Annotated in this window: 7 protein-coding genes; 2 read left to right on the forward strand and 5 right to left on the reverse strand. The window is 72.3% G+C overall.

Translation table 11 applies throughout. The features are described 5' to 3' along the window. From fliS to RWM17_RS10410, 4 genes are all read right to left on the reverse strand, one after another. The coding region (gene fliS / locus RWM17_RS10395; protein WP_314103392.1) for a flagellar export chaperone FliS at positions 1-477 on the reverse strand (477 nt) is incomplete at its 3' end. Next, positions 477-1,859: a flagellar filament capping protein FliD gene (gene fliD / locus RWM17_RS10400; RefSeq protein ID WP_314103394.1), complete on the reverse strand. Its 1,383-nt coding sequence runs from the start codon at positions 1,857-1,859 to the stop codon at positions 477-479. The genes fliD and fliS, both read right to left, overlap by 1 nt. A gap of 292 nt (positions 1,860-2,151) precedes the next feature. Next, entirely contained in the window at positions 2,152-3,030 is an 879-nt protein-coding gene (locus RWM17_RS10405) for a flagellin (protein WP_314103397.1), read from the reverse strand. A gap of 119 nt (positions 3,031-3,149) precedes the next feature. Continuing rightward, the gene (locus RWM17_RS10410) at positions 3,150-3,971 is read right to left on the reverse strand and encodes a sigma-70 family RNA polymerase sigma factor (RefSeq protein ID WP_314103399.1); all 822 of its coding nucleotides are present in this window, start codon (positions 3,969-3,971) and stop codon (positions 3,150-3,152) included. A 378-nt stretch (positions 3,972-4,349) separates the two neighbouring features. Between RWM17_RS10410 and RWM17_RS10415 the strand changes: the two genes are divergently transcribed. Next, the gene (locus tag RWM17_RS10415; protein ID WP_314103402.1) at positions 4,350-5,651 is read left to right on the forward strand and encodes an ATP-binding protein; all 1,302 of its coding nucleotides are present in this window, start codon (positions 4,350-4,352) and stop codon (positions 5,649-5,651) included. Positions 5,652-5,722: 71 nt separating this feature from the next. Here RWM17_RS10415 and RWM17_RS10420 read toward each other — a convergent pair whose 3' ends face one another. Continuing rightward, positions 5,723-6,706, reverse strand: coding sequence for a DMT family transporter (locus RWM17_RS10420; RefSeq protein WP_314103405.1), 984 nt, complete (start codon positions 6,704-6,706; stop codon positions 5,723-5,725). Positions 6,707-6,813: 107 nt separating this feature from the next. Here RWM17_RS10420 and RWM17_RS10425 point away from each other — a divergent pair, with 107 nt between their 5' ends. Continuing rightward, the gene (locus RWM17_RS10425; RefSeq protein ID WP_314103408.1) at positions 6,814-7,374 is read left to right on the forward strand and encodes a CGNR zinc finger domain-containing protein; all 561 of its coding nucleotides are present in this window, start codon (positions 6,814-6,816) and stop codon (positions 7,372-7,374) included. The last annotated feature ends 77 nt before the right edge of the window (positions 7,375-7,451 follow it).

Genomic DNA, 7,451 nt, shown 5'->3' on the forward strand with positions numbered 1-7,451 from the left:
AGCAGCGGCACCAGCACCGGTCGACGCCGGCGCCCCGGCGCCGCCGGCCACCCCGCCGCCGAGCGACGTCGCCGCCTCGTGCCACGCCTGGCGGAGCGGCTCGAGCAGCCCGGTGACCTCGCGGGTCAGGGCCACGTCGCGGTGCACGTTCGCGTTCACCAGCGCCGTCGAGGTGTAGCCGTAGAGCGCCAGCAGGCCCTCGCCGCCGTCCCACACGTCGACGCGCAGCGACGAGGTGAGCTCGGCGATGATCGCCTGGGCGTGCAGCAGCTGCTCGGACGCGGCCGCCCACTCCTGGCCGACCTGGGCCTTCTCGGCACGGGCGAGGTCGAGCAGCAGGCGGTCGTAGAGCATCGTGACGAGCTGGACGGGCGTCGCCGAGAGCACGGCCTGCTCGGCGTACTCCGACCGCTGGCGCTGGACGACGGCGGTGGGCTGGGAGGCGGCGGCGAACGCCGCGAAGGAGGTGGCGTCCATCAGCTGCTCTTGCTCAGGCTCGAGATCTGGCTGCTCAGCCAGCTCTGCTGCGCGGTGAGCGAGCTGAGCGCGACCTCGAGGGCGGTGTAGGTCTTCTGGAGCTGGGTGCGACGCGACGACAGCCGGTCGTCCCAGTTCGCGATCTGGGCGGTGAGGTCCTTCACGACCGACTGCTGGCCGGTGATGATCTTCGTCAGGCTGCCGTCGCGCTTGTCGGACGAGCTCGTCGCAGCGGCCTCGACGCGGCCGGCGATCTCGGAGAGGGCTGCCTGCACCTTCACGGGGTCGGCCGCGAGCGCGGCGGAGAACTTGGCCTCGTCGAACTCGAACGCGCCGGTCTTCGTGATCGAGATGCCGATGCTCGAGGGCGAGACGCCCCCGATCGGCGACGACATCGCCGTGGTCAGCTTCTGCACGACGTCGCGCGTCGTCGAGCTGCCCGTGAAGGTGCCCGACGTGACCGTCACGGCCCCGGAGGCGCTGGTCGAGGTCGACGTCGCGCTCTTCGAGGCGATGAGCGAGAGGATCCCGTTCAGCCCCGACACGAGGTCGGAGGCGACCTTCGACGAGGCGGCGCCGTCGCGGGCGACGGTGAGCGTGACGGGGTCGGTGCTCGGCGCCGTGACGGTGACCGAGACGCCGGGCAGCAGGTCGGCGAAGGTGTTGGTCGCGCTCGTCACGACCTGCTCGGCGGCGGTGCCGGCCCAGAGGGTGACGGAGGCGTCGCGCGCCTGCTTGACGACGGCGGCGCCGGGAGCGGCGAGCAGGTCGGGGGCGGTGCCGGCGGCGACCTCGGCGGCCGTGCCCTGGTGCACCGAGAAGCCGCCCGCGGCGCCGGTCGTCGCGGAGGTGAGCTGCAGGCGGTACGTGACGGTGCCGTCGGCGTCCTTGCCGGACGCGACCTTGACGGCCTTGACGCCCGCCTCCGACGTGTTGACGGCGCGCACGAGGTCGTCGAGCGACGAGGAGGCGCTGGTCACCTCCACCGCCTTGCCGGCGGCCGACGTGAACGTCAGCGTCGCGGGCGACGTGGGCCAGGCGGTCATCGCGGCGGTGACGCCGCTCTTCGCCTGCGCCGTGGAGCCGACCGTGAAGTCGATCGAGCCGGGCAGCGCGGTGGCGGTCGTCGTGGCCGTGACGTCCTTCGAGGTGCTGCTCGCGGTGAAGGCGGCGAGCGAGTCGGCCTTCGCCGTCTTCGTCGCGAGCGTCGCCAGCTCGGCGACCTTCGTGTTGAGGCCCTGGAGCGCCGTGACCAACGCCTGGTTCGCGGTCGCCTTGTTCTTCAGGATCGTCTGGGGCACCGCCTCCGCCGCCATCAGGCCGTTGATCAGCGTGGTGGTGTCGAGCCCCGAGACGAGGCCGTCGATGCCGAACGAGGCCATCGGGTGCTCCTTCGGGGACGAGGACGGGCGAGCTGAGGAGGTGCGGAGGAGACCGCGGGATGCAGGGGGTCAGTGGGTGGTGCGGTGCTGCGGGAGGTGCCAGCGAGGTCGTCGTCGACGCTCGGGATGACGCTGGGGATGCTGCTCGGGATGACCGAGGGCCGGGACGCAGAGGATCAGCTGCTGCGTCCCGACCACCGGTCGTGAACCGTTCGCTCCCGGAGGAGCCGAGCTCAGGTGGTGTCAGGCCCCCGCTGGGATCGGGAGCCGGTCATCCGCCGGTCGGTGACGACTAGCGGAGGAGCGACAGCACGCCCTGGGTGCTCTGGTTCGCCTGTGCGAGCATCGCCTGGCCGGCCTGGCTGAGGACGTTGGATCGCGTGTACTTGACCATCTCCTCCGCCATGTCGACGTCGCGGATGCGCGAACCGGCCGCCGTGAGGTTCTCCTTGGCGACGTTGGTCGACGCGATGGAGTGCTCGAAGCGGTTCTGCACGGCACCGAGCTTGGAGCGCTCGGTGGAGACCGTCGCGATGGCGGTGTCGATGGCCTTGATGGCCTCGAGCGCGTCAGCCGCGCTCTTCAGACCAGCAGTGCCTGCTCCACCCGCCGCCGGCGTCGTCGCAGCCTGCGCGGCGATGTCGGTGACGATCTTCGCGATCGCGGGGATGTCCGCACCCTTGAGGTCGACCGTGATCTGGTCGGCGGCAGCGACGGAGCCAGCGCCGACCTGGAAGGTCAGCGACGTCTTGCCGTCGAGCAGCGCCGTTCCGTTGAAGTTGGTCGACGCCGAGATGCGCGTCAGCTCCTCGCCCAGGGCCGCGGCCTCGGTCGAGATCGCGTCACGAGCCTGCGCGTTGTTCGAGTCGTTGCCCGACTGCACGGCGAGGTCACGGACACGCTGGAGGATCGAGTGGACCTCGGTGAGGCCACCCTCAGCGGTCTGGACGACCGAGATGCCGTCCTGGGCGTTGCGTGCGGCGACGGTCAGTCCGCCGACCTGCGAGCGCAGGCCCTCGGAGATCGCGAGGCCGGCCGCGTCGTCAGCGGCACGGTTGATGCGGAGGCCCGACGAGAGCTTCTCCAGGCTCTTCGACAGGTCGTTCTGCGTGGCGTTCAGGTTGCGGTAGGTGTTGTTCGCCGCGAGGTTGGTGTTGATCTGCATGCCCATGGTGTTTCCTCTTCCGTGACTGGGTGGTGTTCGTCAGCCCGTCCGTGGGCTGACACCGGCTACTCTCGGCCGGTCGCCGGCACTCGTTAGCCGAGCGCCGAAGTTTTTCTGGCGGGCCGTCAGACGGCGGCGCTGAAGCCCTCGGAGGCCGGCTCGCGCACGGCGCGGGCGATGCCCACGGCGGCGTTCGTGGCGACCTTCGAGAGGTAGGCGCTGCGGCGCGCGGGCGCCGTCTTCGACACGGGGACGAAGTCCGCCGTCTCGTCGTCCGCGTAGTGGGCCGCGAGCGCGTCCCGGAGCAGGCGGACCGCCTCCGTGCGCTGCTGGGAGACCGCGCTGTGGGTGATGCCGAGCTCGGCGGCGACCTCGGTGACCGTGCGGTCGCCGAAGTAGACGGCCTCGACGATGAGGCGCATGCGCTCGGGGAGGGCGTCGACCGCGGCGCGCACGTAGCGGCTGCGCTCGCTGGCGAGGAGGTGGTCGCCGGGCATCGGCACGTCGGCCGCGAGGTGGTCGGCGACCGTGTCGTCGAGGGTCGAGACGGTGCGGGCCGCGTCGGCGAGCGCGCTCGACGCGGTCTGGCGGTCGACGCCGAGGGCGCCGGCGATCTCGTCGACCGAGGGGGCGCGTCCCAGGGAGGCGGTCAGCGCCTCCTGCGTGGACAGCGTCTCCTTGATGCGCTTGCGGGTGCCGCGGCTGGCCCAGTCGCCGGAGCGCATGTCGTCGGCGAAGGCGCCGACGATGCGGGTGCGCGCGTAGGCGCCGAACGGGATGCCGAGGGTGGGGTCGAACGCGTCCGCGGCCTGGACGAGGGCGACGGCGCCGACGCTCGCGAGGTCGTCGCGCGACAGGTGGGTGGCGCGGGCGCACACCTCGCTGACGAGGTAGCCCACCAGCGGCAGGTTCTCGACCACCATGGCGTTGCGTTCGGTGCGGTTCATCCGGTGCTCCCAGCAGGACGGGGCCTGCGTCGGGCAGGCCGGTGTTCGTTTCCGGGCGCGGCGAACAGCCCTCTGATCAGGGCTCGTTCGTCGGTCCGCTCGTTCGGTCGCGGGCAGGCGAGGTGGTGCAGGGCTCGGACTCCGTGGACGTCGGGCCAGGGACTTCGGGTCTCCCGGCCCGGCGGATCTCCTCCGCCGTGCAAGAGCAAACCTATCGACGGGCCGAGGGCCGTATAAGGGGTGCGCTGTCCCCAGTGAGGGGGCGCGCACGGCGCGCCTTCGGGGGGTGCCGTGCGGCGGTGGCCCCCGGGCTGGGGCGGCGGCGGCGTAGCGGGCGAGGTGCGTCAGCCGATAAGGGAGGGGCGCGGGCGAGGCGGAGTGACGGACGAGCGGATGCTCATTGATAAACTTATCAAGGAGCAGCCGCGGCCTGATAAGTTTATCCACGTGCGTACTCCGGTCACCAATCCGTTCCAGCCAGGCTCGGACGTCGTGCCCGCCGTATGGGCCGGGCGGACGGGCCAGCTGAGCGACTGGCAGGACGTCCTGCGGCCTCGTCTCGCCGCAGGACTCTGGGAGCGCGGCCGCACGATCCTCGGTGAGCCGGGCCTCGGCAAGTCCTCCCTCGTGCGACGGATCGCCGGGGACGCGGACCGGCGGGGCGACTGGGTCACGCCCCAGATCCGTCTGGCGCTCGGGACCGATCCGGTCAAGCGCCTCGCGGCCGAGATCCTCCGGCTCGCCGACAAGGCCGGGCTGTCAGCAGGACGGGAACACCGGATCGGCGACCTGGTGCGGCGGGTGCAGTCGGTCGCCCTGAGCGGAGTCTCCCTCTCCCTGCGCGGAGCAGAGGGCCAAGAGCCCCACACGGCCCTGACGGACCTGTTGGTCGAGATCGGGCACGCGGCGATCGACCACGACGCGGTCGTCGTCATCCACCTGGACGAGATCCAGAACATCACGGACGAGGCAGCCCTGTCCCAGGTGCTCATCGCCCTCGGCGACGCGATCACCTTCACGACGGAGGTGGACGTTCCCGGGCTTGGCCCGGTCGAGCGGTCCCTCCCGATCGCCGTCTACCTGACCGGGCTGCCCGACTTCGCCGAGGCCTCGGCCGGACGCAAGGGCGCGACCTTCAGCCGGCGCTTCGCCACGACCGTCCTGACGCCGATCGACGACGACGACCTGCGCAGCGCTCTCCGTGAGTTCGTCGTCGTGGGGTGGGAGGTCCCCGACGGTAAGGGCTCCGTGAGCGTCGTCCACCTCGCCCCCGACGCCGCAGAGGTCATCGTGGACGTGTGCCGCGGCGAGCCCTTCCTCTTCCAGCTCGCCGGGCAGGCCGCCTGGTACGCCGGGACGGGAGACGTCATCAGTCGAGCGGACGCGATTCGAGGGTGGCGATCGGCGGAGGCGGAGGCGACCTCCCACGTCGAGCGGATCCTCGAGCGCCTGCCGCCGCGCGAACGGGACTTCGTGGTCGCGATGGCGAAGCTCGACCCGACGGAACGCACCCTCACGCGCATCTCGACCGACGCCGGCTTCTCGAGGTCGACCGACGCCGGTCCGACGTCCCAGCGCCTCGACCGCGTGCGCGGGATCATCGATCGCGGCACGCGCTACAGCTTCCGCCACCGCGCGGTAGAGGCGTTCCTCACGAGCGACTGGCCCGAGGTCGAGTGACTCCGCGGACGCGGACGCGGAAGCGGAAGCGGGCTCGGGCCCGGACTCGAACCCGTGCCCGTGCCCGCAGGTCAGTCGACAGCTGACGCCGGCGGCGGCGCCGCAGCCGGCGCCGCCGCCAGCATCTCGGGCGCCGGGCTCGGGTCGTCCGAGCCGACGTCCGACCGCACGGCCACGATGCCCGCGACGATCAGGACGCCTCCGACGAGCTGCCACGGGGTCAGCGCCTCGTCGAGCAGCACCCACGCCCAGGCCGCGGCGGCCGCGACCTCGAGCAGACCGACGAACGACGCCAGGCGCGACCCGAGCATCGAGCTCGCGGTGATGCTCGTCGCGTAGGCGACGGCGGTGGCGACGACCCCGATCACCAGCATCGGCACCCACCAGGCGACGACCCCGCCGAGCACCACCACGTCGTCGGCCGACGCCGTGAAGGGCACGAGCCCGGTCAGGCCCAGGAGCCCGAGCAGGGCCGACCCGACGAGCAGGCCGGAGGCTGCCAGCGCGACGGGAGGGAGGTCGCCGGACGGCTGCGCCGCGATGACGAAGTAGCCGGCGCAGCAGACCATCGCGAGCACGCCGAACAGGAGGCCGAGCGGGTCGAGCGCTCCCCCGCCGCTCGGCGACACGACCAGCACGAGCCCGGCGGCGGCGATCGCGGAGCCGACCAGCACGACCCCGGCAGGCCGACGCCGCGACGCGACCCACGCGACGGCGACCAGCAGCAGCGGGGCCATGTACTCGAGCAGGATCGCCGTGCCGACGGGGATGTGCTGGATCGCCGCGAAGTAGAACACCTGCGTGCCCGCGACGCCGACGACAGCCATCCCGAGCACGCGCCGCCGCGCCCGCCAGATCGGTCGCAGGTCGAGGCGCAGCGCCGCGAGGGCGACCGGAGCGAGCAGCGCGCCCCCGACGAGGGCGCGAAGGGCCACGGCGGCGACCGGGCTCCAGCCGGAGGCGAGCAGCGGCTTGACGAAGGGGCCCGACACCCCGAAGGAGGCGGCGGCCACGACCGCGACGATCAGTCCGGTCGTGAGGTGGCGGCGGTCCACGGCTGCTCGTTTCGTCAGGGGCACTGTGCCATCAGGCGCACTGTGTCCGTCAGGGACTAAAGGATGATGAGTCCTGACAGTAGACTGGTCGCGAGTAAGGAGTCAATGTGCTTTTCGCCCCTGACACGGAAGACGTGCTGGAGTTCGACGCGACGATCCTCAACACGGCCGCCCGAGCGACCCGCAGCGGCGTCGACCAGCTCGCCACGACCGACCAGCTGGCCGAGCTGATGACGCGCTTCGGCTTCTCGGGCCGGTTCGACGGCGACGAGGCCGAGCTCGCGGCCGTGCGGCAGGCCCGCACGCGCCTCCGTCAGCTCTGGACCCTCGACCGCGACGCGATGGTCGAGGCCGTGAACGAGCTGCTCGCGCGGCTGCAGGCGGTGCCGCGGCTCGTGCGGCACGGCGACCTCGACTGGCACGTGCACGCCACCCCGCAGGAGGCGCCCCTCGCGGACCGAATCCTCGTCGAGGCGGCGATGGCCCTCGTCGACGTCGTCCGGACCGACGAGACCGGGCGCCTCCGCGAGTGCGCGGCGGACGACTGCGACGGCGTGCTCGTCGACCTCTCGCGGAACGCCTCCAAGCGCTTCTGCAGCGTGCGCTGCAGCAACCGCGTGAACGCGGTCGCGTTCCGCGAGCGGCGCGCGGCCGACCCGCTCGCGTAGCGCGCCGCGGCAGGCCGTCAGGCCGTCAGGCGATCAGGCGGTGCGGCCGCGGCGGCGGACGGCGACCAGCACGACTC

It is taken from the genome of uncultured Frigoribacterium sp. (genome assembly GCF_963515265.1).
Classification (GTDB): domain Bacteria; phylum Actinomycetota; class Actinomycetes; order Actinomycetales; family Microbacteriaceae; genus Frigoribacterium.